We start from the raw sequence: 22364 nt of genomic DNA, 5'->3' as shown, positions 1-22364 counted from the left end.
ATAACCATTTAATTAATACGATATACCGGTTTGGTGGAAATTTATATATTTGAATACGGTATTATCAAGGAAGGTTTTTCGATCCTCTGCATCATTTTTGAATACAGGAGCTTTTGTTCCGTTTTCCAGCTGCAGACCTTCATTTTTAATAACAAATGCTTCATCCCAAAGATTAGCGTTGATAAACTGTTGCAACGTGAAACTTCCGCCTTCTATAATGATAGACTGTATTTGCTCTTTATATAAAACATTCATTAAATCCTTCAGAAAATTTTCTTTTTCTACTTTGATAAACTTAATGTTGTTTTCCGATCCTTCTTTCATATTGTTGATCACTAAAGTTGGTGCTTCATCATTATAGATCTTAGAATTGTTTGGAACTTTTAGATCAAAATCAATAAGAACTCTTACGGGGTTTGTTCCTTCAGCGTTTCTAACGGTCAAACTGGGATTATCATTTAAAGCGGTTTGTGTTCCCACCAAAATAGCATGTTCATCAGCTCTTAACTGATGTACCCATTGATTGACCAGCGGGTTTGAAATAGAGTAGGGTTTATAGTCTTTATCTAAAAACCCGTCGCCTGATTCTGCCCATTTCAGAATGATGTACGGCCTTTTCTTTTCGTGATAGGTGAAAAACCGTTTATTCAGTTCAATACATTCTTTTTCCAATACTCCCGAAACAACTTCAATTCCGGCATCCTGAATAATTTTTTTCCCTTTTCCATTGACTTTGTCATGAGAATCCATGGCGCCAATCACTACTTTTTTGAATCCCAGCTCTTTGATTTTTAATGCGCAAGGTGGGGTTTTCCCATAGTGGGCACAAGGTTCCAGTGAAACATAGATGGTAGATTCCGGGATCAGTTCTTTATTTTTAACGGAATTAATGGCGTTGATTTCAGCATGATTTTCTCCTGCTTTATGATGATAGCCTTCTCCTATTATTTTTCCGTTATGCACAATAACGCTTCCAACCAAAGGATTTGGATAGGTTTTTCCCAAAGCTTTTTGAGCCAGCTCGATGCATCTTTTTATGTATAATTCGTCCTGCATAATGGTCATGAAAAAGGCGAAGACAAATTTCTTTGCTTCGCCTTTTTTTAATATTGTAATAAAATTTATTCTCCAGCGATGATGCTGTGAAGATTTTGTCTTAACGTGTCAAGATGAGATCTTTTCTCATCAATAGTATTGAACGTATCTCTTAACAGAGGATTATCTTTCGATGGATTTTTAAAGAACGCAAGATTGGTTTCCAATTTTGTGATCTCAGCTTCCAGGTCAGAAATCTGGCTCTTGATTTTTCTTGCCTTGTCTGTAAGTTGATTTTCAGATAAGCCTTCTTCTTTAAGTTCAAGTTCATTGATCTTATTCAATTTCAACTTTTCTCTTAGGGTTCTGTTGAATTCTGTATTGATCGATATTTTATCTCTTGGAACTTTTCCAATGTTGTTCCATGCTGTTTTTACAGCTTCAATTTTTTCAATACTTCCTTCTTCATTGGTTACTGTCTTCAGTTCATCAAGCAAGTCTTTTTTCTGCTTGTAGTTTTCTTTCCAGTTATCGGTGGAAGTATTGCTTTTCTCTCTGTAATTGTTGAAAAAAGTGTTACATGCATCACGGAATTCATCCCAGATCTTATTGGTCATGCTTTTTGGAACGTGTCCAACCTTTTTCCAGTCTTCCTGTAGTTTTTTGAACAACGGAACGGTAATTTCCCACTCTTCATTGTTCATATTGTCTTTCGCAGTCTGGATAAGTTTTAATTTCTCTTCCAAATTAGCCTGCTGAGAACCTTTTAAAGATTTATAGTAATTATTTTTTGTAGTATTGAAAGCTCTGAGTGTTGTTTTGAAATCATTCCAGTTTTGGTTGGATAGTTTTCTTGGAACGCTTCCGGTCTTTAAGAATTCAGAACGCAGATCTTCCACTCTTTTTATCGAGTTTTGCCAATAATTATGGTTAGGTGTTTCGGAAGGTTCAGAAAGTTTCTTTATTTCTGCAATAATCTGATTTTTCTTTTCAAGACTGTCATTTTGTTCTGTTTCTATAGCTGCAGAAAGTTCAGATTTTCTTTCGTGAATTTTATTGGAGATTTCTTTGAATTCTTCCCATGTTTTTTCACGGAATTCTTCTGCTACAGGTTCTGCTTCTTCTTTCCAAAGTTTGTGAAGATATTGCAGTTCATTCAATGCCTTTTGAATCACAGGTTCATTTTGAAGTTCCTGTGCACGGGCAATGATGTGTTGTCTTTTTTCAAGGTTATGGCTGTATTCCTGCTCCAGAAATTCTTTATTTAAGTCCAGCATTTGATAAAACTGATTCAAATGGTGGAAATAATTATTGTTAAGGATTTTAAATTCAGATTTAGCAACCTGTCCTGCATTGGACCAGTCTTCTTTGATCTCACGGATCGATTTAAAAAGATTGATGCCCGGTTCAGAATTGGTGTATAGATTTTTAAGCCTTTCGATGATTCCCTGTCTGTGATCCAGGTTTTTCTTTTGCTCTTCTTCCTGACCTTTTTGGTAGGTATCATGTTTTTCTCTGAAGATATTGACTAAAGCAGAGAATCTTGTTTGTGCAGGATGTTCGTAGCTAAAGTTTTCAGGAGCATTGCCTGCTTCGGCGTACTCATGTTTTTTATCTTCCACTTCATCATGAATGTAATGACTTGCTTTTTCTTTGAGTTGATTGAATGTTTTGAAATTTTCACCGGCATTATCCGTGTTGATAATTTTTTCCATTTCTTTCAAAGCATCGGCTAAAGTGATATCTGCTTCTACATGCTCTTCTTCAAGGTGTTCTGCTTCATTGTCGTGTGTTGTTACATCATGAACAGTAGTGTTTTCTGATGTTTCTTCTTGAGATACTTCGTTAGAATTTTTCATTTCTTCGTTTTCAGAAAGATTGTTTTCTGTAGTCATAGCAAGTCTTTTATGTGAGTGGCGTTAATATAGCTTAAAAGGCAATTAAAGTACTAATTTATGTTATTTTTTTTGAAAGTTCCAAATTTCCCAAGCTTTTTCTGCTTGCTGTTCCAGCATGTAATAGCCGTTTACTGTTTTTGCTCCTTTTTCAGAAGCATTAATAATGAACTGTGTATAGTTAGGGTTGTATATCAAATCGATAATCAGGTGTTCCGGCGTAAGTCCATTAAAAGGAAAATTCAGACAATCCTCTATATTGGGGAAAGTTCCTACTGGTGTACACTGGACGATGATTTTGTGATTTTGTACGGTTTCTTTATCCAGGTTTTCGAAATTGATTTCAGAATTTCTTGAAACGATTTTGGAAGAAATTCCATTTTTATCCAGAACGTATTGTACTGCTTTTGCGGCGCCACCACTGCCTAGAATTAAAGCTGTATCCTGATGATTTTTTTTGTGGAGCAGCAAGGTTTTTTCAAATCCGAAAGCGTCTGTATTATATCCTGTTTTTTTACCGTTTTGGATGAGTACACAGTTTACGGCACCTATTTTTTTAGCTTCGTCACTTAATTCATCCAGATAATCAATGATTTTTTCTTTAAACGGAATGGTAACGTTGAAGCCTAAAAGGTCCGGATTGGAAAACAGCTGTTCAACTTCATGAATCTCACTGAGATCAAAAATATCATATGAAAAGCCTTTCAGCATTAACTTTTGAAACTTGTCTTCGAAGAACTTCTTAGAAAAAGAATAGGAAATATTCTTTCCTATCAAGCCTAATTTTTTATTGGAATCCATACTATCAAAAATAAAAAAAAGACCGAACAAATCGGTCTTTCTTTATAAATATTTTTTAACAATTATTCTACAATGAATTTTGTAGAGAAACTGTCTGTTTTAAGGATGTAGTTTCCTTTAGTAAGTCCTTTAAGATTGATCTTGTTAGAAGTTTTGAAAGGATTCACAATCACGTCGATTAATTTTCCTGAGAAATCATAAATTTCTGCTTTTGAAATTTTGCTTAGGTTTTCACCCTTTACAAAAAGTTCATTGTTTTTTACCGGGTTAGGGTAGATGGCAAAAGCAGATTTATTTTTATTGATTTCTGAAGTTCCTAATGAAGAGAAACATGTCCAACTAAGGTCATCCAAAGCAGGTCTATCTGTGGTAGATGAATTGGTTAATTTCAAGACAAAATCTCCACTTACATTAATATTGTTGATTGTCGTTGTAGTTATTGCAGCGCTGTAAGGAATTGTTCCTACATTAACATTATTGATAAGAACATTAATAGTCCCAGGATCTCCTGAGAATTTTAACTGAGTGGTTAAAGTTAAGCTCTGAATTCCACCGGAAATAGTTGAACTTGTTAAGGTGCCATTTCTTATGGTAATTGCTTTACCTGTGATCGTCTGGTCGATTCTTGCATCAGTTGCCGTCCAAGTTATATTGTTATTTGTCCATATTCTTGTATCATAGGCTGGATTTGTAGAAGTAGGGATGTTAGAGAAATTCTCTGTTCCACAGCTTGTATTTCCACCTGACTGTCCTGCTAAAGTAGTTTCCGATGCAATATTACTTTGCGGGGATGCATTTCCAAATGCATCTTTAGCAATAATATAGAAATTATAGGTAGTAGATGAAGATAATCCTGTAACAATAGCTGTTGTTCCGGTAACGGTAGCTTTTAGAGTACCATTTGCATATATATCATATGCTGCTACTCCAATATTGTCTGTAGCTGCAGTCCAGCTTAAAGCAATAGAGTTTGAAGTTGGGTTATTGGCTACTAAATTGGTCGCTGCGGTTGGTGCTTCATTATCAATAACCGGTGCTCCCCAAATCAGGTTAGCATACGAAGGATTATCAATAAATGGGTTTCTGTTTCCCTGGTAAGCAAAAGAAGCATTATTTCTGCGAATTTCAGCAGGAGAAACAGGATCTAAAGTATTCCATTCCAGCAACTGGTTCAGTTCCCAAGGTTGAAGCCCCGGAAAAGCAGTTGAGCCAAGCATGTTTCCTGAGCTAAATCCTGAAAGGTTAGATTGATATCTCGTTACAAAATAGAAAATCATTCTGGCAACATCTCCTTTGAAACCATCGTTGGGTTCAAATACAATTCCTGAATATCCGGGTGATGCAGAAGGTCCTAATTTAGAACTGTTTAAAGAGGTGAAAGTGGGTACTGATACCTTTCCAAATGGATAATTAGATCTCATTCCATTTACTTTTCCGTCTGTAGCACGGATAAAGTTGATGTCGGATTTCATAGGTAAAGCTTCATTGAAAAGACTTTGCGGAACGATATGTTCTCTGTTGTAGCAGCCTCCTTCACCTGAATATTGACCACACTGGTTGGTGCCAAGGGTGAAGTTATAAGGATCTGGACCGTTAGGCTTCTCAGAATAAATATCTAAGATCGTCCCATCATTTTCATAGTCATAATCCCTGTCCGTTGTTGCATATCCAGTCCAAAGTTGGTCATAGGTTTTAGCCTGATGCCCGTTGGTGATAATTGCACTTAGCTCGGTTTTAAGGTCAGGACCCGTTAAACCAGCTGCGGTACTGTAGTAATTGGCCGGAGCCTGTGCTGATGCATTAAAAAATGCAATATTCAGCAAAATAAAGGATAAAATTCGTTTCATTTCCATAAATTGGGCCGTAAAGGTACAAAAAAATGAAAATGAAGTGTATTAATTTTTGGTAATATAGTCTTTGCTTATTTTAGAAAAGAACCATGAAATGGCGACCCCAAACAATGATGCTGTACAGGCTACGATCAGGTAATTCTGACCTACTATTTTCACAGGGAAAGGCAGTACATCATTGGCTCTGAAGAATTCTGTGTATAGCTGGAAGTAGCAGAGTGCCGTTCCCAGAATTAATCCTGTAATCACTCCTGAAATAACGATCAGGATACCGGTGTAAAAATATATTTTCCTTAGATGACTTAAAGGAAGTCCCAGAGAAATCAAAGATTTTGCCTGTTCTTTTTTGTCGAGCTGTAAAATAATGATAGCTCCTGCAAGGTTAAAAGTCGTAATGAAGATCACCAGTGCAAAAATCAGGTAGATGAACATTTTCTCGGTGTTGATCATCTTCCAGAAGGCTGCATTTTCTTCTTCCTTCGTTTTAATCTGAATTGTTTTTCCAAGAGAAGAAAGAAGGTTTTGCTTGACCATATCAGCATTTTCTGGATTTTTTAATTTAATAACAATCTGATAAGCTGATTTTTTGGGAAGGCTAAGAAGTTCTTCAGCCAGTTCAATAGGAGAAATAATATAATTGTCCAATTGATCTTTGCCAGGAAAAACTCCAGTTACGAGAATATCTCTTTTATTGTAAATGTCCTCTTCTTTATTGATGATTCCCGTGCCGGGCTTGGGCATGAAAATAGTGGCGTAATGGTTGGATGAATCAATGGGAATAGACAACCTGTTGTCCAGATTATTTTCCATTAATACTTCATTGGAGTATTTAAAGCTTGGATAGACTCCAAAAAATACATCCTTGTTGATGGGATTTACCTTGGTATATGCAGAATCAACGCCTCTTAGATAAGCGATATCTCCCTTTCCATTAAAATTGATGTATACTTTTTCTTCAATAACCCTGGAAAAGCTGATGATTTCTTTATTAGCTTTTAAGACCTCAGTAACTTTGCTGAGATCTTTGATTGTTTTCCCAGTCGCATTCTTAAGGGTAAGGTCTGCATGAAGATTGGAGATCAGATCTTTATTCAGGTTTTCAAGTCCTGAAAAAACTGAAATGATGACGAACATTGCCGCTACAGCTACCGTCATGGCTCCTACTGCCAGCCATGTAATGAACGTGACAGCAGTACTGCCTTTTTTTGCTAAAAGGTATCGGGATGCTATGTAAAATGCAATATTCTTCAAGATCTTATAAAACCGGATTGTCGCCTTCGCCTCTTAATTCTTTTTCTAATTTCTCCACATCATCCAGAGCGGTATCTAAGTAGAAATTAATTTGAGGGATGATACGAACTTGTTTCCCCATTTTCTGACCGATGAAATTTCTGTATTGTGCTTTGTTTTCTTCAATTTCCTTCATGACTGCGGAACGGAATTCCTGAGGGAAGATGCTTAAATAAATTTTAGCAATTCCTAAATCCGGAGTTACTTTTACATCCGAAACGGATACTAAAATACTCTGCTTGCTTTCTGAAGCTTGTTTTCGGAAAAGCTCTGCGAAGTCTTCCTGAATAATCTGTGCTACTTTTCTTTGTCTGTTACTTTCCATAATTTCTGCAAATTTAGTACTTTTGTTTGAATTGATACTTTGAAATGTGGCTCCGGTATCAAATTTACGATTAATTATATGTATTATTATTTATGAAGCTAGAACATATCGGTATTGCCGTACAATCTTTAGGAATTTCTGATGAACTTTTCACTAAACTTTTAGGAAAGGAATCTTACAAGAAAGAAACTGTGGAAAGAGAAGGAGTAGTGACCTCTTTTTATGAAACAGGTGAGAGTAAGATTGAACTGCTGGAAGCGAGCAATCCTGAAAGTCCGATCTCAAAATTTATAGGAAAAAAGGGCGAAGGCATCCATCATCTGGCTTTTGGTGTTGAGAATATCCTTGCGGAGGTGGAAAGATTAAAAAAAGAAGGGTTTCAGTTTATTTCTGAAGAACCGAAAGAAGGTGCTGATAACAAATTAGTTGTATTCCTTCACCCTAAATCTACTAATGGGGTACTGGTAGAACTTTGTCAAGAAAAGCAATAAAAAGTTTTGTAGTGAAAGAAATTTTACTATTTTTGCAAACACAAAATTTAACCAAGTTTTGAGGTCCTATAGCTCAGTTGGTTAGAGCACCTGACTCATAATCAGGTGGTCCCTGGTTCGAGCCCAGGTGGGACCACTTTTAAAATCAAGCACTTACAGATTTGTAGGTGCTTTTTTTATTTTTACCTGCAACAATACTGCAACATTTTATTATTTTTGAATTATGTCAGTAAGTTATGTTTTCAAAATATTTAGCGATGGTTCATATTTAAATGAATCAAGTAATTTAATATCTGTTGAATTAGATTCAAAAGATTTTAATGAAACATGGGATTTTTTGAAAACCTCAAATATAGCACAAGTGTCCATCTCAAGTAGAACTTTAATCTTATTGAAATCTCTTATTTCTAAATTTGATATATCAAGGTTTGAGACACTTTTATTAAATATCGGTGTTAATTTACAGAATGCATTTATACTATTCCAAGATTCCTTTAATGATATTATTTTAGATGATTTTAAAAAAGAAGATAATGAATACAGAAACTTGCTAAATATTATAGAAGAATACTTTTTTAATAGCAGTAATGAACTCAATTCAATTTCATTTAATTTTAATAAAAAAAACTTTCCGATTTCTCCATTTAAAAATCAGACAGTTCTTACAGATATAATGAATGGTATTACAAAACATCTGGACATTAATGTCGAAAATTTTCATAGCAGAAAAAAACAAATCTTAGAAGATACCATTCAAATAAAAAAGGGTAAAGGTGATGAGTTTATAAGAATAAGATTAGTTCAAGAACTATTTAAATTTTTCAAAACTGAAAAGCCGCAATTTTCTGATTATTATATTCTTCAATTCATAGGCTGTTTTCTTCATGTCTGCCAAATTCCATATAATTCTACTATTACAGAAATTCAGATAGACTCTATTGAGGAAGAAATTAATTCAATAGATGTTAATCTTATGAGACTTTACATTGATAGACCTAAAAGTATCTTCACCAAATAGTTGAATTTCAATAACAACAGAAATTATTCAAATTTCATTTTTTTCTGCAACTATTTTTAGTTTTTGCATAATAGACCTTTGTCTCGAAAATAGAAGTCTAAATTGAATGACGTCAAGACTTCATAAAGCAATTATTATGTTAAAACAGAAATTAAAAGAAGGATATCCTATGTTACCAACATTTGTTGGAAAGGATATTTTAAGCTTCAAGGAAGCTATCCAATATCTTGATTTATCAGAAAGTTCACTGTATAAATTAACATCTGAATTGAAAATTTCATTTTCCAAACCTAATGGCGGAAAGTTATATTTCGAGAAAGCTGAGTTAGACAATTGGATGATTCAAAATAAAAGCAAAAGTGTAGTGGAAGTAGAAAATGAAATCTTAGAAAAATCAATAAAAAATGGAAGAAGTAAAATATAATAACGGGATAGTAAATGAAATGATTGATGACAAAGTATATCAATTATTGCCTTCTGTCTTAAAAAATCTAACAGATAATTTTGAAGAGAGAGAAAGAGATATTGTATTGACATCATCTTTAACAGCGTTAAGTGTTTGTTTACCTAATATTTTTGGACAATACGATAGTGATAAAGTTTATCCGAATCTTTACTCAATGATTATTGCACCAGCTGCATCAGGTAAGGGAGTAATGAATAAATCAAGAATTTTAGTTAATAAGATTCACATTAGATTGTTAGAATTAAGTAGACAGAAGCAGCACCAATGTAAAGATGAAAAGAAAAAAGGAAAAGATAGAGACTTTGAGAATTGTCCATCTCCCGAAATCAAGATTCTACCAGCTAATATTTCAACTGCAGAAATGTATTCGTATTTGTCAAGATCTGAAAATGGTTTAATAATGATAGAATCTGAAGCTGATACTATGAGTATTATGCTGAACAATGATTGGAGCAATTATTCTGATGTGCTACGTAAAGCTTTTCATCATGAACCACTATCAATTAGCAGAAAATTAGAAAATATTTTTGTAGATATTAAAGAACCTAAATTATCGCTGCTTTTAAGTGGGACACCTCAGCAGCTGAAAAGTTTAATAAAGTCTAAAGAAAATGGATTGTTTTCCAGATTTATTGTTTATTCTTTTGATGAGGTTTCTGAATTTAAAACCGATCTATTTTCAAAGAAGATAGCTGACATTAATTCCATCTTTGAAAAAGAGGGCTTAAAAATTTACGATTATTATGGAAAGTTAAAAGAATTAAATTCTGAAATTGAATTTTCTTTTACACACTTGCAAAATAAAACTTTTATAAAAGAATTTGAGATTTTACATGAAAAAATTATCAATGAACATTCTCATTCATTTTTATCTAATCTGCGCAGGCATGGAATAATATGTTTTAGAATTGCAATGATTTTATCTGCGTTAAGAAGTGTAAACAATATTATGGAAGATCAAAAATTAATCTGTAAAAATATTGATTTTGTACTGGCTTTAAGAATAACTAAGAAATTATTGAAACATTCCTTAGTGACTTTTAATTCATTTGATGATTCCTTTTTATCAGAAAATGATGAGCAGTTTTTATTTTCTTTGCCATCAACTTTTTCAAGAGCAGAAGCAATACAAAAAGGTGAAACTTTAGGTATTCCAAAAAGAACAGTTGATGATAAATTAAGCCAATGGAAAAAAAAGAAAATAATTATTCCGGTCAAACATGGTGAATATCGCAGAGATAGAAAGATGGTGTAAACCTGCAATTATTGCAGTTTCTGCAATTTAATTTAACTGCCCAGCTTCTTGGGCAGTTTTCCTAAACTTTAAAATTAAAATAGATGAATACAAGTATTAAAATAGTGCTTGACAGTAGACCTATGTCCAATGGTCAATACTCTGTTTATTTACAAATCATAAAAGCACGTCAAAGAAAAAAAATAAATATTGGTTTAAAATGCTATAGAGCAAATTTTGAAAATGAACAGTTTCTTAAAGGACATCAAAATTACAAAGCTGAAAATAAGATTCTTAATAAAATTAAAGTCAAAGCTGAAGATATAGTTAGAGATTTTCAGTTGGATGATAAAGATTTTTCTCTCGAGGAATTTGAAGATAAATTTAGAGGAAAACAAATAAATAGAAAATTAGTAATTCCTTTTTTTGATGAAATTATTGATGAACTAACTACAGCTCATAGGCTTGGTAATGCAAGGGCTTATAGCGAAACTAAAAATGCACTTTTAAAGTTTTCTAATGATAAGATTAAATTTACTGATATAACCCCTGAGTTCTTAGAAAAATTTGAAGTTGATATGAGGTCAAGAGGGAATGTAGATGGCGGTATTGCCTTTAAAATGAGGGAATTAAGGTCGTTGATTAATAAAGCAATTCAAAGGAAAATAATGTCAAAAGAAGATTATCCATTTGATGAATATTTGATTTCAAAACTAAAAACAAAAACTAAAAAAAGAGCATTGACAGAAGAGGATTTTAGAAAATTTAAAAATGTGGACTTGTCTGAGAGACCTGAATTGTTGGAAGCTTATCATTATTTTATGTTTTCATTTTATACACGAGGGATGAATTTTGTTGATATGATGAAGCTGAAAAAATCTGATATTAAAAATAATAGAATCATTTATACTCGTTCAAAAACAAAAGGAGATTTTAGTTTAGAATTGAATAATAAAGCAAAGGATATTATTAATTACTATAGTAATAGAAATAAATCAGAGTATGTATTTCCCATTTTGCTCCACAATGAAATGACACCTTTGCAGATTGAAAATAGAAAGCATAAGATACTTTCAAGATTCAACAATAAGCTTAGGGAGATAGCTAAGATAGCTAAAATTGAAACTCATTTAACTTCTTACGTTGCAAGACATAGTTTTGCAACAATTATGAAGAATAGGGGAGCAAGTACAGATATAATTTCTGAATTGATGGGACATAGCAATGTTCAGGTTACAATGACTTATCTGAAAGAGTTTGGCAGTGATGTGTTAGATGATGCTGTAAAAACATTAAATGATTTATAATCTTAACTATTAAAAGTCGGAGGAAAGGTTAGGCAAATTTGCTTAACCTTTTTTCATTTTAAATATTAATCATTAAACAAAAAATATTATGCAATTAAGACAAAGCGAAAGAAAGAGAGCCAAAATCAAAATGGCTCTTCAAGGTGCATCTGGAACAGGAAAAACTTATTCTTCTTTGCTCATAGCACAAGGATTGACAAATGGTGATTTGTCAAAAGTAGCTATAATTGATACAGAAAATGGAAGTGCTGATTTATATGCACATTTGGGTAACTACAATGTTCTAACAATGACACCACCATTCACACCTGAGAATTATATAAAAGCTATTGAAGTTTGTGAAAATGCGGGAATGGAAGTCATTATTATAGATTCCATTTCTCATGAATGGGATGAACTGTTGGATTTTCATTCCAAATTGGCAGGAAACAGCTTTACTAACTGGGCAAAGGTTACACCGAGACAGAAAGCCTTTGTAGATAAAATTCTTCAAGCTAATGCTCATATTATTGCCACTATGAGAACTAAGCAGGATTATGTATTAAATCAAAAGGATGGTAAATACATTCCTGAAAAAGTAGGTTTGAAATCAGTTCAAAGAGATGGATTGGATTATGAATTTACTTTGGTTTTTGATATTGATATAAAACATTTTGCTGTATCAAGTAAAGATAGAACTGGCTTATTCATGGGGAAACCTGAATTTCAGATAAGTGAATTGACAGGAAAATTGATTTTAGATTGGTGTAATAGTGGCGTACCTGGAAATCAAAATATTCTTAATGAACAGCAGGTAATTCAACAAATTCAGTATTGTAATAATATAGCTGAATTACTGGCTTTGTACAAGCAATATCCTGAATATCAAGAGAACCTTAAGCCTCATTATGAAGAGAAAAAAAGTCTTTTAATACAATTATCCAATCCTAAAAATTATTCAATCAATGGAAACAGTAAGACACATTAAGCCTGCCACGTTAGAGCAGGCTTTTGATTTAAGACCAATCAACGATGCAATAATTGAAAAGTTACCTGGAGATAATAAATATATTCCAACTCCAGGTAAGGAAAAAATTTACTTGAATTCTTTACAAAGCCAAAATGAATATGTTCACAAACCTTTCATAGAAGCTAATACACAGGAAATTAATTTACAACATTTAAAAAATGAATGCATCATACCTGTATTCAGCAAGGATAACGAAAAGACTATTAGTCACCAGGAGTTTATAGAAATCTCTCAAAACTGCATTGCTAATGTATTTCCTAACCATTCTATAAGTGAACCTGAAATAAGGGTTTCTCATCAAATCAAAGGTAGAACTCCAGGTGCTATTTATAAGAATGTAAAGGATTTGTTAGACCATGAGAAAACCATCTATTATGAAAGGATGGCTTTTATTGTTAAAATACCAGCCATTACAGATGTTATTAACGGTAATGAACTGTCATTAACAATTGGCGGAGTTAGAGCATATAATCAGGAGAATCTGTACAATAAGAAGACTTTTGAAAAGTTCAAATTTTTTGTTGGTTTTCAGAATAAAGTATGCTGTAATCTTTGTGTATGGAGTGATGGGTTTGTTGATGATTTAAAAGTGAGTTCTTATGAAGAATTACAATCTAAACTATTCCAGGTACTTAACAATTATAATGCAGAGAAACAGTTATCCGAAATGAAACAATTTGCTGATTACTCATTAACTGAACATCAATTTGCTCAATTATTAGGTAGAACCAGACTGTATCAGCATTTACCTAAAAAAGATAAGTTAAAGATACCATTGCTTCAATTTAATGATGGTCATATTAATACCATTACTAAAGATTATTATGAAGATCAAAGTTTCTGTAGAGATATTGCTGGGGATATAAACCTATGGAATCTCTACAATCTCTTTACACAAGCCAATAAGAGTAGTTATATAGATACTTTCTTAGATAGAAATTTGAATGCTTTTGACTTTACTAAAGGTATTCTACAAAGTCTCAATGGTAATTCTGATTATCATTGGTTTTTGAGTTAGAGATACTGTCCTACAGAAATGTAGGGCAGAATTTCCTAATAATTTGTAATTTGCAAAAAAACTATAACTTGTGATAAAAGCAATTTTAAACAAAATAAATGAGAATTACATTTCCCTTAAAAATCAGATGATAGAAATTTATTTTAATGCTCTGTCAAAAGCAATTTTTAGTTTGGGAAAAAGAAAAAACAAAATTCTAACTAAAAATAATCCTAATTACAATCATTTAGAAGATCTTACACCATTCATTGTTAAAGAAGATGAAGATAATTATAACCTAAAAACTTATTTAGAGTCTATAAGATGGGGAATCTTAAATCAAAATGTGAAAAATATTGCAATTTCTGGCTCCTTTGGTACAGGAAAAAGTACAATTCTTAACCTATTTAAAAAAAATAATCCAGAGCTTAAAACATTAGATATTAGTCTTGGAAAGTTTGAGAAAAATGAACAAAAGGAGATTGATATTGAGACAAGTATTGTTCAACAAATTTTGTACTTTGAGAAGAAGAGGAATTTGAAGGATTCAAGATTTGAACGTATTAATAATGATAGATTTGTTTTATTAAAAGCTTTTTTATTCATTATTTGGATCTATTCAATACTATATATTTTCTTCGATAAAATATATAATAAATTAATTTTAACTGATAAGATAGAATTTTCTTATTATCATTTATTAGTAAAAATAATCTTTTTAGTAGGATTCTTTCTCATACTAAAGAAGTTGTTTAGACAAATTTTTAAACTAAAAATCAATAAAATAAGTTTTAGTGACGCAGAATTTGTACCGAAAGAACATAATGATATTTCGATAATTAATAAACATATTGATGAGTTAATATATTTTTTTGAAAAGACTAAAACACAAGTTGTTTTTATAGAAGATATCGATAGATTTGAATCTGCTGCAGAAACTTTTATAAAATTGAGAGAGTTAAATATACTTATAAATAATTCAAAGGATATTCTCCAAAAGGTAACTTTTGTTTATGCTGTGAAAGACGAGCTATTTAGTAGAAATGATGAAAAAACAAAATTTTTTGATCTAATAATTCCGATTATACCAATAATCGATTATAGTAATTCAAGTACACAATTTATTAAAAGGCTCAAAAAGGATTTTATCGAAAATAAAGTTATTTCTGAAGATATTATCTATGATATAGCTCCGTATATAAATGATATGAGAAGTCTTATCAATATTATAAATGAGTTCAGGACATACTATAAAATTAAAGTTAACGAGAATTCTGAAATCAATGGAAATAGCTTATTTTCATTATTAGTCTTAAAAAATATATACCCGAATGAATTTAAATGTTTGCAAAACAAACAGGGAATAGTTTACTCAATTTTTCAGAATAAAAATGAATTTTATTCTGATCTGAAAACAAGTTTAGAAAATAAGATTAGTGAACTGAAAATTGAAAATAAAGCAATACTTAACGAACAGCAAGATGATATTCAAGAATTACGCAGGCTATATTTATATGAGATATTACTTTTAAGTAAAAATGCAAATACTTATTACTTAGGTGACTCTCAGATTGAGTTTAAAGATTTACTTACTACAGATAGTTTTGATAAAATGGTTGAGCTTGATGGTATATCGCATTTTTATGTAAAGAAAAATTATATCAAATTTAGTGAAATAGAAAAAGTAGTATCACCAATATCTTATAAAGAAAGAAAAAAAGTAATAATAAATAAATCTAATGGTAAATTTAAAAATAATGAAATTACTGTAAATAAGACTCAAGTTGAAATAAATAATTTGAGAAACTCATCTATCTTTCAATTGTTTGAAAAATCTGAAAGGGTTAAAATTGATAATTATTTTGATGATATCTTTAATAGTTATAAAAAGTTGAATATTGAACAGAAGACACCATTAGAAACTGATTCTGTAGAAGAGGAATTTTCAAATGAAATTGAAGTTAAAGAAATGGCATTAAAGGAAATTAGTGATGAAGAGATTAACCTGCATTATAGCCTTCTAAAGGTTTTAATAACGAATAAATATGTTGATGAAAATTACTCGACTTATATTTCGTTGTTTTATCCTGAATCAATAAGTGAAAAAGACAATAACTTAAAATTAAGAATTATTCAGGATGGAATAACTGACTTCAATGAAAGCATTGATAAAATAAAGAATTTTATTTCTGAATTAGGTGGTAACAATTTTAAAAAGGAATCCGTACTAAATTTCTATATTCTTGATTACCTACTTATTAATTATAGAAACAATGAAAATATCTCAAGCAAGCTTGATGAGTTTATTGTTGTATTAAGTAGTGAAAAAGATAAATCTGTTCAATTTATCGAAAAATATATTGAGTTTTCCGATTTAAATGGAACAATTATAGAATTTGTAAGAAAAATATCAATATGGGAAGGATTTTGGAATTTAATATATAGTAGAGAAGAATTCACTCTTGAAAAGAAAAGAAGAGTTTTAGATATTATAATGAAATATTTTGATATTGAAACAATCAAACTTCTTAATAAGGAGAAGAAAATAAACGCCTTTCTGAATAACTATGATGATTTTTTACTGAATAATTTTGAAAAAGAAACTAAGGAAAAATTAATTGACAAATTAAAAGTCTTAGGTGTCAAATTCAATAAAATAAAATATGGAGATATTATTTTCGAAATAGTCATGAAAGTAATTGAATATAACCTATATAAAATAAATATAAGTAATATAAACCTCTTCTTAGAAAAAGTAAATTCTCAAAATATTGATTTGGATTATAAAACAGCAAACTATTCTTATCTATTACAATCAAGCGTTACATACTTAAAACAAAATATTAATAATAATATAAATGAATATGTCGAGCAGGTTTTATTGAAACTTGAAAATAACACAGAAGAAGAAATTAATGTCGTTGTAAGTTTAATTAACAATTCTAATGTTAAACCTGAAAATGTTGATTTATTGATAGAAAAATTAAACTTTAAACTCTCAAATATCTCAGAAATAGAAAATAGTAAATTTTGGTCTACTTTAATGATCGAGGAAAAGATAGAACCAAGTTGGAAAAATGTTTTACTGTACTATAAATCTAAATCTGAAGAAATCGATGATGTTCTTATTGACTTTTTAAATTTCAAACCTAATTTTGAAATGCTAAGTGATAATTGTATTGATCATTTTTTAAATGAAGAGGAGGAGATTGGATCTGATACTATCGAAAGATTTAATATTTCTCTGGTAAATTCTACGATATCTGAAGAGGCATTTAATAGCTTGGTTCATTCCATAACGAAGAACTTTGATGATGCTTATGCAGTAGGAAAATCCAATAGAATAAATATTTTAATTAGGAATGGATTAATTGTTTTTAATAATAAAAATTTATCTGAGTTGCATGGTAAAGATTTAGAATTGTTTGTTGAAAGAAATGAAGAAGAACTTAAGAACTCATATGATTCATTGGTATTATTTATCTACCAATGGATTACTATTTTAACATCAAATATTTCAGAATTTTTAAAGAAACAAATCTTCGATCACTTAACAAAAAATAAAGCTTATGATAAAGAAGATGATACGTTTTTGATTAAAGTATTAATAGATTTCTATGAGCAAAAGTTTCATTCTTTTTCTGAGTATTTTTTGAATTGCGTTGTAAAATCTACACTTCATCAGTCTGCTAAAATTCGATATCTTAATTTTGATAAGGAATATATACCTGTTCAATTAATGAATGAATCAATTGAATTAGTTGGTAATCCCTATTCTAAAGTTTTGAATAAAGAAAAAATTGAGCTTCCAAATACAGAAGAAAATGCAGAAACACTGAAAAATCTTCAACAAATGGGCTATATTAAAAGAACATATTTAAGAGATAAAGATTCAAAAATAACAGTAAGCTATCATGACTAAAGAGGAATTATTTTTAACTGTTTAGCAATATCTTTTTTATATTTTTGAAAAGGTTTATTCCTATCTTCTGTAAAAATATCGGAGCCAAATATTTGATTTTTGATTTCATTTTCAGAAATAGATTTTCCTTTTACATTCAATAAGTTGAAAATTTCTTTGATTTGAGAATCTGAATATATCCGCCTTTTGGAAATAAGTTCATGAGATATATTCTTATGAAAATTATATCTACCTTGTAAATTAAAGACTTTAAAATATTCTGTATAAGGAGATTCAATCTTTACTGAATATTCATTGAGTTCTTTAGGTAAGTTTTTATCATCAAATCCCGTCTTAAAGTAAATTTTGAATATTATATCACTGATTGTTTTTAAGCCTGTTGGTGAAGTGAATAATAATTCATCTAAATTCGAATAAATTTTTTTATCATTTTTAAGCTTGGAATTACAACTATAACAACTTGGTACAAGATTGAATAAACTTAGGCTCAAGTATGGATATTCACTCTGTGGCAATAAATGATCTAAGGTAAAATGATTTTTCTTTTCGGTTTTAAATATATCAAATTTTATAACACCGGACTTATCTGTAAGTTTATGTAATGTCTTATTTATAAAATCGCTATGACCAATATCTATATCTGAATATTTTAAAATTTTTCCTTTATAATCCTTTATAATAATATCCGCTTTAGAACTCTTAATACCATAAATTTTCATTAAATCTTCTTTAGTACATTCGTTCATAAAATGTTCAAAATCTCTATAATCATTATCTAAAGGGATATAGGCATTTATAAAATCAATTCCACAATAATTGCAACCGGTAATATCTAATGATGTTGAATATTTATTGAAAAATTTTGAGAATTCATCTTGCTGAAATTTTGAGTAATTAAAATATGATTTGAGTTCTTCCTTTTTTGCTTTTTTTTGCTTTTTTGATAATCCATCAAATATATTGGTTTTTGATAATGGAGTTAATTTTATTAAATCTTCAAGTGGCATGATAATAATTTCTTTAAAAGGAAGTTTTACTCCGATAGAATTAAGAAAAATTTGAATTTCAAGAATATCAATTTTACTACTTTTCAAAATAAAATTCTGAAACTCTTTTTTTAAATTTTCTAATTTTGAACTATTGGTTGGATAATTTATTTTGTGCATTTTCTAATTGTGTTTTTAAGTTTTGTAATCTTTTAATTTCTTGATTAAGAGTTTCAATATTACCTGGATATTTAAACTTCTCGTCCAATCTCATTAAATGATTTTTGAGAATTTGCTTTATAACATTCTCTCCGATAAGATTAATAAGCAATTCAAATTCATCTCTTTTTGATAGGTAATTATCCTTTGAATCACTTGCGTACTCATCAAACTCTAAAAATTCATGAATTTTATTTTTCGCAAATGCTCCCATAGTTTCCTCTAAGAAGAAACCATTAGTTAGTATTTCATGTATATTTTCCCCAAAAGTATTATCATTTGATGGGTACTCTTTTGATATTGAAAAACTAACGTCTTTGTCCACTTCTAAAAATAATATATTTTGTTTTGGAATATCTGATAAAATAAATGGTGAATGGGAAATAATAAGAATGTTTATACCTTTCAAATCTGGAAAACTAAAACTTTTTAAGTCTGTTAAAAGCCTATTAATGTATTTTCTCTGGTATTCAGGATGAAAGTATAGTTCTATTTCATCTAATATAATATTGACATATCTATATTTTACAACTAAACTTTCTTCATTTTCTACTGAATTTATATTATTCAAATGATATAGAATTGATGAAATAGAAGTTATAAGTTGCATTTCTCCTGAACTAATTATATCCAATACATCAACAGATTTGTTGAAAAAAAGTTTTGTTTCAAATATTGGAGGTGGTAATAACTCTAACAATGGAACTCCATTTCTTGTCATATCTATCAAAGATGTTGATAAATCAAGAATAGGAATGTAATTTTCTTGTTTTTCTAAAATAAAATACTTCCAGATAGTATCATAGTGTTTTATAAAGTTTACAATTTGTTTTAGTTTAACAACAATATGACTATTACTATTCGCAAACCTTTCCAAAAAAACTTCGAATAAAACATGATAACTTTTTAGGGTACCATAATCAGAATCTTGCCCGATGTAATCTTGATACAGTACATACTTATCACAGATACTTGTAATTTTATATAATATATAAAGATCTAATCTACTCTGTAAATTAGGGATATTTATATGTGAAATTTCAAAGTGTTTTTTAAATTCGTTTAGTAATCTCAATAAATTACTATAAAGTCGTGGTGGAACATCTGTATTTCTGAGGCTAAAGGTAAAGGCATAATTTTTTTCTAACAATTCTAAATATGATGTTTCAATATTAGTATCTTCATCAAATATTTTCAAACTATTATTTAAATCAGGTGCATGTGCACGAAACTTTCTATTACTTTTTGTAATTAATTTTAAATTATTAATCCTTAGATTATCGGTAATACTGTAATCTGGGTTTGAAATTATTGTGGCTAACAATCTTTGTTGCAATAAATAGTTTTCATTATTCACATCAATCATTCCAGCCATACGGTCTGATTTTCTCTCTCTTTTAGGATTGATAACAAGAGGTATTTGGTAAGAATCATTTTTATGAAAAAGTTCATCAATCCAATCCCCTAACTCCCAAGAATTAAACGCATAGATAGAATAGTTAATAACATTTGTGTAGAAAAAATTATTAAAACTATGGTTTTGATCTGTACCAATTTCCTTAATACTACACACTGTATCTTTTACCGTAAGAATATAAAATACAGAATCAATTTCATAGAATAACTCACAAAAAACTTTTTCAATTTCTAACTTACCAGTCGTCATTAGATGGGCGGTTGTTATTATTTTACCATCAGCTTGTAATTGCAATGCAAATTGATTAAGTGATGCAACTATTAAATTGATTAAAGTACTTTTCCCACTACCATTTTTTCCTACAATTGCTGATACATTTATATTATCACCAAAAAAATCATTTAATGCTGAATTTGAATTTTCAATTTTATCTATTTCAGTATAGATGGATATGTCTTTATCATAACAATCAATCTTTATATTATTTGATTGAAATATATACTCATTATAAAATTTATAAATTCTATTAGTTTGAAGATTTTTTAAAAATTTTGAACCACATCCATCAATAGGGCGAATTGCAAGTAATTTAAATGACATGTTTATAAAAATATTTCTGGTTATTAGTTTTAAAATTATTCCACTATTTTTTATTGTAGTGCATAAGTATTTAATTGTTCTGGTTATTTATATTAAGGACATAGTGAAATTGAAAGTATCTTTTATCCTGAACCAATCTATATTGAAATTTTTCAAAATCCCAAATTCTACCATTCCAATGATTATTTTCATCAATTTCTGATTCATCAAAATATCCTTTATCATTACTATCAGTTCCTAAATAATCAACTATAATTTTAACCATCTCTTTAATTTCCTTGTAAAAAACACCCAAACAATTTGTTGGCAACTCTTTACCAAACATAAAACTGATTGAATTTCTATCTTCATCAGAATTGAAAAGATATATTCTATTAAAGTATCCAAAATAGTTGAAAGTAGAGAAATGAACTTGGTTTAAATCATCAGGATTGTTTTTATCAGAAATATCATAAAATTTTCCTGATTTAGTCACTTCTTCAAATTTGTTCCAGCTTGTAATGAAATCAACCTTTTCAAGATTTTCCTTATAAAAATTGATAAACTCATCCGCTTTTAAAATATGAGTGAAAATATTTTTTTCTTTAAAAATTGCCTTTGCTTTTTGATAGTTCTTTTTGTCATTTGTAATATAAAAATCACAAGTACTTGCAAATGCAGTATGGAAAGAATCTTGGGTAGTGTTTTTAAATGTTTTCTTTTTTGTTTCTGTGACTTTAACTTCATCAGAATGAAAACCATGCATATCTAAACTAATATATGCTGAAGTTATATCATCAAACCAGACTGGTGCATTTTTGCCTTTCTCGAAATAATCTTTTTGTAATGGACTTTCCTCAATACTTAATTTTTTGTAAGTTTCATTTAAGACATCAAATGGATTGTTATCAGGATTTGTTAATTTTCCTTGATTAATATTTAAATGTTTAAAAGGAGTTTTTAAGTCTTTATACCCTTCTTTTTCATTAAGGTTTTCCAACATCTTTCCAAATGAATTAAAAAGTCCTTCAAATGTAGGATTGCCTTTTAAACCCGGGAACATAGAATCCATTATTTCAGCACTTTGAGGATTTTCAAATGCTTCTTTAAAGATGTTATCTAAAGGAAAAGATTGCATCATAGTCTTTAATGGTGCAACCATTTCTGCATTTTCCCCATTGTCATCCAAAACGCTAAAAATATTATTAAAAGAAAAATCTTCAGTTAAATTTTTACTTTCAATTTCATTCTCAAATATATGAAAAGGCTCATTTTGTTGTAGAACTATATCTTTTCCATTATTGAAAACACACATACAGTCTGTTATTTCAGCAAGAAATTCTAAATCTGATTGAATGTTTGGATTTTCCTTTTCTTCTGAATAACTTGAGGCTATATCAGAAATATGAGATGTGGAATAAACAATTACAAACTTTTCAGATTGTCTAATTATTTTTTCAAATTCTTGAAATCGTCCATTTTTAATTCCATTTAGAACATTCCAATCAATGTAGAGTTTCATA

General features: G+C 29.9%; 17 protein-coding genes and 1 tRNA gene. 9 read left to right on the top strand and 9 right to left on the bottom strand.

Going from position 1 to position 22364, the window contains the following annotated elements; genetic code table 11:
- Positions 1-12: 12 nt before the first annotated feature.
- From ribD to rbfA, 6 genes are all read right to left on the bottom strand, one after another.
- On the bottom strand, positions 13-1056 hold the full coding sequence (gene ribD, locus SB679_RS17325; protein WP_410703533.1) for a bifunctional diaminohydroxyphosphoribosylaminopyrimidine deaminase/5-amino-6-(5-phosphoribosylamino)uracil reductase RibD: 1044 nt from the start codon (positions 1054-1056) through the stop codon (positions 13-15).
- 65 nt (positions 1057-1121) lie between these two features.
- The gene (locus SB679_RS17320; protein ID WP_410703532.1) at positions 1122-2930 is read right to left on the bottom strand and encodes a DUF349 domain-containing protein; all 1809 of its coding nucleotides are present in this window, start codon (positions 2928-2930) and stop codon (positions 1122-1124) included.
- A gap of 63 nt (positions 2931-2993) precedes the next feature.
- Positions 2994-3731 (bottom strand): shikimate dehydrogenase family protein, encoded by a 738-nt coding sequence (locus tag SB679_RS17315; RefSeq protein ID WP_410703531.1) that lies wholly within the window; start codon positions 3729-3731, stop codon positions 2994-2996.
- Positions 3732-3793: 62 nt separating this feature from the next.
- Complete coding sequence (locus SB679_RS17310) at positions 3794-5578, bottom strand: endonuclease (protein WP_410703530.1); 1785 nt, start codon at positions 5576-5578, stop codon at positions 3794-3796.
- A 48-nt stretch (positions 5579-5626) separates the two neighbouring features.
- Positions 5627-6832, bottom strand: coding sequence for an ABC transporter permease (locus SB679_RS17305; RefSeq protein ID WP_410703529.1), 1206 nt, complete (start codon positions 6830-6832; stop codon positions 5627-5629).
- Between the two features lie 4 nt (positions 6833-6836).
- Entirely contained in the window at positions 6837-7196 is a 360-nt protein-coding gene (rbfA, locus tag SB679_RS17300; protein WP_034712338.1) for a 30S ribosome-binding factor RbfA, read from the bottom strand.
- Between the two features lie 92 nt (positions 7197-7288).
- On the opposite strand from rbfA, the gene mce reads away from it, so the two are divergent.
- The 9 genes from mce to SB679_RS17255 all read left to right on the top strand — a co-directional run bounded on the left by mce (position 7289) and on the right by SB679_RS17255 (position 17640).
- Complete coding sequence (gene mce, locus SB679_RS17295; protein WP_410703528.1) at positions 7289-7687, top strand: methylmalonyl-CoA epimerase; 399 nt, start codon at positions 7289-7291, stop codon at positions 7685-7687.
- Between the two features lie 62 nt (positions 7688-7749).
- A tRNA-Ile gene (locus SB679_RS17290) sits at positions 7750-7823 on the top strand.
- Positions 7824-7910: 87 nt separating this feature from the next.
- A complete protein-coding gene (locus tag SB679_RS17285) occupies positions 7911-8705 on the top strand; it encodes a hypothetical protein (RefSeq protein WP_410703527.1) in 795 nt (264 codons plus the stop codon).
- Between the two features lie 136 nt (positions 8706-8841).
- Entirely contained in the window at positions 8842-9129 is a 288-nt protein-coding gene (locus SB679_RS17280) for a helix-turn-helix domain-containing protein (protein ID WP_410703526.1), read from the top strand.
- Entirely contained in the window at positions 9110-10426 is a 1317-nt protein-coding gene (locus SB679_RS17275; protein WP_410703525.1) for a DUF3987 domain-containing protein, read from the top strand. Before SB679_RS17280 ends, SB679_RS17275 begins: the two co-directional genes overlap by 20 nt.
- A gap of 83 nt (positions 10427-10509) precedes the next feature.
- Positions 10510-11712, top strand: a complete 1203-nt coding sequence (locus tag SB679_RS17270) for a phage integrase SAM-like domain-containing protein (RefSeq protein WP_410703524.1) — start codon at positions 10510-10512, stop codon at positions 11710-11712.
- Positions 11713-11800: 88 nt separating this feature from the next.
- Positions 11801-12679: an ATP-binding protein gene (locus SB679_RS17265; RefSeq protein ID WP_410703523.1), complete on the top strand. Its 879-nt coding sequence runs from the start codon at positions 11801-11803 to the stop codon at positions 12677-12679.
- Positions 12657-13739 (top strand): DUF3871 family protein, encoded by a 1083-nt coding sequence (locus SB679_RS17260; protein WP_410703522.1) that lies wholly within the window; start codon positions 12657-12659, stop codon positions 13737-13739. Before SB679_RS17265 ends, SB679_RS17260 begins: the two co-directional genes overlap by 23 nt.
- 70 nt (positions 13740-13809) lie before the next feature.
- Positions 13810-17640, top strand: coding sequence for a hypothetical protein (locus SB679_RS17255; RefSeq protein ID WP_410703521.1), 3831 nt, complete (start codon positions 13810-13812; stop codon positions 17638-17640).
- Here the strand turns inward: SB679_RS17255 and SB679_RS17250 are convergent.
- From SB679_RS17250 to SB679_RS17240, 3 genes are all read right to left on the bottom strand, one after another.
- Entirely contained in the window at positions 17637-18806 is a 1170-nt protein-coding gene (locus SB679_RS17250; RefSeq protein ID WP_410703520.1) for an HNH endonuclease, read from the bottom strand. The two genes, SB679_RS17255 and SB679_RS17250, sit on opposite strands and share 4 nt — an antisense overlap.
- Positions 18778-20862, bottom strand: a complete 2085-nt coding sequence (locus SB679_RS17245; protein ID WP_410703519.1) for an ATP-binding cassette domain-containing protein — start codon at positions 20860-20862, stop codon at positions 18778-18780. The genes SB679_RS17250 and SB679_RS17245 overlap by 29 nt, the downstream gene beginning before the upstream one ends.
- 70 nt (positions 20863-20932) lie before the next feature.
- The gene (locus SB679_RS17240; protein ID WP_410703518.1) at positions 20933-22363 is read right to left on the bottom strand and encodes a hypothetical protein; all 1431 of its coding nucleotides are present in this window, start codon (positions 22361-22363) and stop codon (positions 20933-20935) included.
- Between the last annotated feature and the right edge of the window lies 1 nt (position 22364).

Origin of the sequence: Chryseobacterium sp. SIMBA_029, assembly GCF_046535275.1 — a bacterium.
Taxonomy (GTDB): Bacteria; Bacteroidota; Bacteroidia; order Flavobacteriales; family Weeksellaceae; genus Chryseobacterium.
The sequence above is the reverse complement of the archived record's forward strand: the minus strand, read 5'-3'. Positions and strand labels throughout refer to the sequence as shown.

What these genes read in the sequence shown, in the direction of transcription:
- SB679_RS17280 (WP_410703526.1), top strand. Translation starts at nt 8,842, where the DNA reads ATGTTAAAACAGAAATTAAAAGAAGGATATCCTATGTTACCAACATTT.
- SB679_RS17240 (WP_410703518.1), bottom strand. Translation starts at nt 22,363, where the DNA reads ATGAAACTCTACATTGATTGGAATGTTCTAAATGGAATTAAAAATGGA.
- SB679_RS17315 (WP_410703531.1), bottom strand. Translation starts at nt 3,731, where the DNA reads ATGGATTCCAATAAAAAATTAGGCTTGATAGGAAAGAATATTTCCTAT.
- SB679_RS17310 (WP_410703530.1), bottom strand. Translation starts at nt 5,578, where the DNA reads ATGAAACGAATTTTATCCTTTATTTTGCTGAATATTGCATTTTTTAAT.
- SB679_RS17250 (WP_410703520.1), bottom strand. Translation starts at nt 18,806, where the DNA reads ATGCACAAAATAAATTATCCAACCAATAGTTCAAAATTAGAAAATTTA.
- ribD (WP_410703533.1), bottom strand. Translation starts at nt 1,056, where the DNA reads ATGCAGGACGAATTATACATAAAAAGATGCATCGAGCTGGCTCAAAAA.
- mce (WP_410703528.1), top strand. Translation starts at nt 7,289, where the DNA reads ATGAAGCTAGAACATATCGGTATTGCCGTACAATCTTTAGGAATTTCT.
- SB679_RS17270 (WP_410703524.1), top strand. Translation starts at nt 10,510, where the DNA reads ATGAATACAAGTATTAAAATAGTGCTTGACAGTAGACCTATGTCCAAT.
- SB679_RS17275 (WP_410703525.1), top strand. Translation starts at nt 9,110, where the DNA reads ATGGAAGAAGTAAAATATAATAACGGGATAGTAAATGAAATGATTGAT.
- SB679_RS17285 (WP_410703527.1), top strand. Translation starts at nt 7,911, where the DNA reads ATGTCAGTAAGTTATGTTTTCAAAATATTTAGCGATGGTTCATATTTA.
- rbfA (WP_034712338.1), bottom strand. Translation starts at nt 7,196, where the DNA reads ATGGAAAGTAACAGACAAAGAAAAGTAGCACAGATTATTCAGGAAGAC.
- SB679_RS17245 (WP_410703519.1), bottom strand. Translation starts at nt 20,862, where the DNA reads ATGTCATTTAAATTACTTGCAATTCGCCCTATTGATGGATGTGGTTCA.
- SB679_RS17265 (WP_410703523.1), top strand. Translation starts at nt 11,801, where the DNA reads ATGCAATTAAGACAAAGCGAAAGAAAGAGAGCCAAAATCAAAATGGCT.
- SB679_RS17260 (WP_410703522.1), top strand. Translation starts at nt 12,657, where the DNA reads ATGGAAACAGTAAGACACATTAAGCCTGCCACGTTAGAGCAGGCTTTT.
- SB679_RS17320 (WP_410703532.1), bottom strand. Translation starts at nt 2,930, where the DNA reads ATGACTACAGAAAACAATCTTTCTGAAAACGAAGAAATGAAAAATTCT.